The 1,025-nt window shown below is 72.6% G+C and carries 1 protein-coding gene and 1 pseudogene; both read right to left on the bottom strand.

The features are described 5' to 3' along the window. Nucleotides 1–43: 43 nt before the first annotated feature. Complete coding sequence (locus tag ABZW10_RS38735; protein ID WP_355376429.1) at nucleotides 44–769, bottom strand: DUF742 domain-containing protein; 726 nt, start codon at nucleotides 767–769, stop codon at nucleotides 44–46. Nucleotides 770–930: 161 nt separating this feature from the next. Next, a pseudogene (locus tag ABZW10_RS38740) lies at nucleotides 931–1,025 on the bottom strand (roadblock/LC7 domain-containing protein); the annotation flags it as partial.

Raw genomic sequence — 1,025 nt, forward strand, 5'->3', positions numbered from 1 at the left:
GACGATCTTCGCGGAGGTGGTGGCGCGGGTGGGGGCGGCCGCGTTAGAGCTTGCGAAGTCCACTGAGGACCCTTTCGAGCAGCGTGACGTCGGGCTGGGTTCCGGATTCGCCGCCGGAAGCGGGCTGGTGGATGGCGACCAGGCCGGCCTCGGCCAGGTCGGCCACGAGGATGCGGGCCACTCCCAGGGGAAGGGAGAGCAGCGCCGAGACCTCGGCCACGGACTTGACCTCGGTGCACAGGGTGCAGATCCGCTGGTGCTCCGGGAGCAGGGTGGCCAGGCGTTGCGGATCCACGTTGGCGGAGACGAGCGCCTCCAGGGCGAGCTCGTACCGGGGCCGGGTGCGTCCTCCGGTCATCGCGAACGGGCGGATCAGCGGGCCGGAGTCCACCTCGTCCTCGTAGTCGTCGCCCGCCCCGAAGTCCTGGACCGGCCCGTGGTGGCCGGGAACGTGGGCGGGCTGTCCGGCCGACTGCCCGACGGCCGGGCCGCGGCCGGGGAGGTGGCCGGGGTGCTGCCCGACCGTCCCGTCCGGGTAGCCGGGCGGGGGAGCGTCGTACGAGGGCCGGGGCTGGGCGTACTGGTCGTACTGTCCCGGCGGGTACGGCCGGCCGTACGACGGCTGGCCGTAGTGCTGGCCGTGCTGGCCGTGGAGCGGCTGGCCGTACTGCTGACCGTGGCCGACGACGCCGGGTGCTCCGAAGGCGTCATGGCCTGTGCCAGGGTACGGAACGCCGTACTGGCCGCTGCGGTCGTCGGGCGGTGTCACGGTTCCTCTCCTCACAGGGTGCGGCGGTGCGGTGCGAGCTCGGGCACTGGTCCTGAGCCGATGGTGCGAAGGCCGTACAACGTCCGAACCCGAGCCCGCCGAAGCGGGCCCGGGACGGACGTGGAGGTGCTTCGAATACCTGGACGGTATCCGACGGACCGTCAGTGCAGGAGACTGCCCTGGAGTTCTGCGCGGAGTGCGGGGGTGAGGACGGCGCCGGCGCGGTCGACGAGCAGCGCCATCTCGTAGCCGACGA

It is taken from the genome of Kitasatospora sp. NPDC004723 (assembly GCF_040609255.1).
Lineage (GTDB): Bacteria > Actinomycetota > Actinomycetes > Streptomycetales > Streptomycetaceae > Kitasatospora.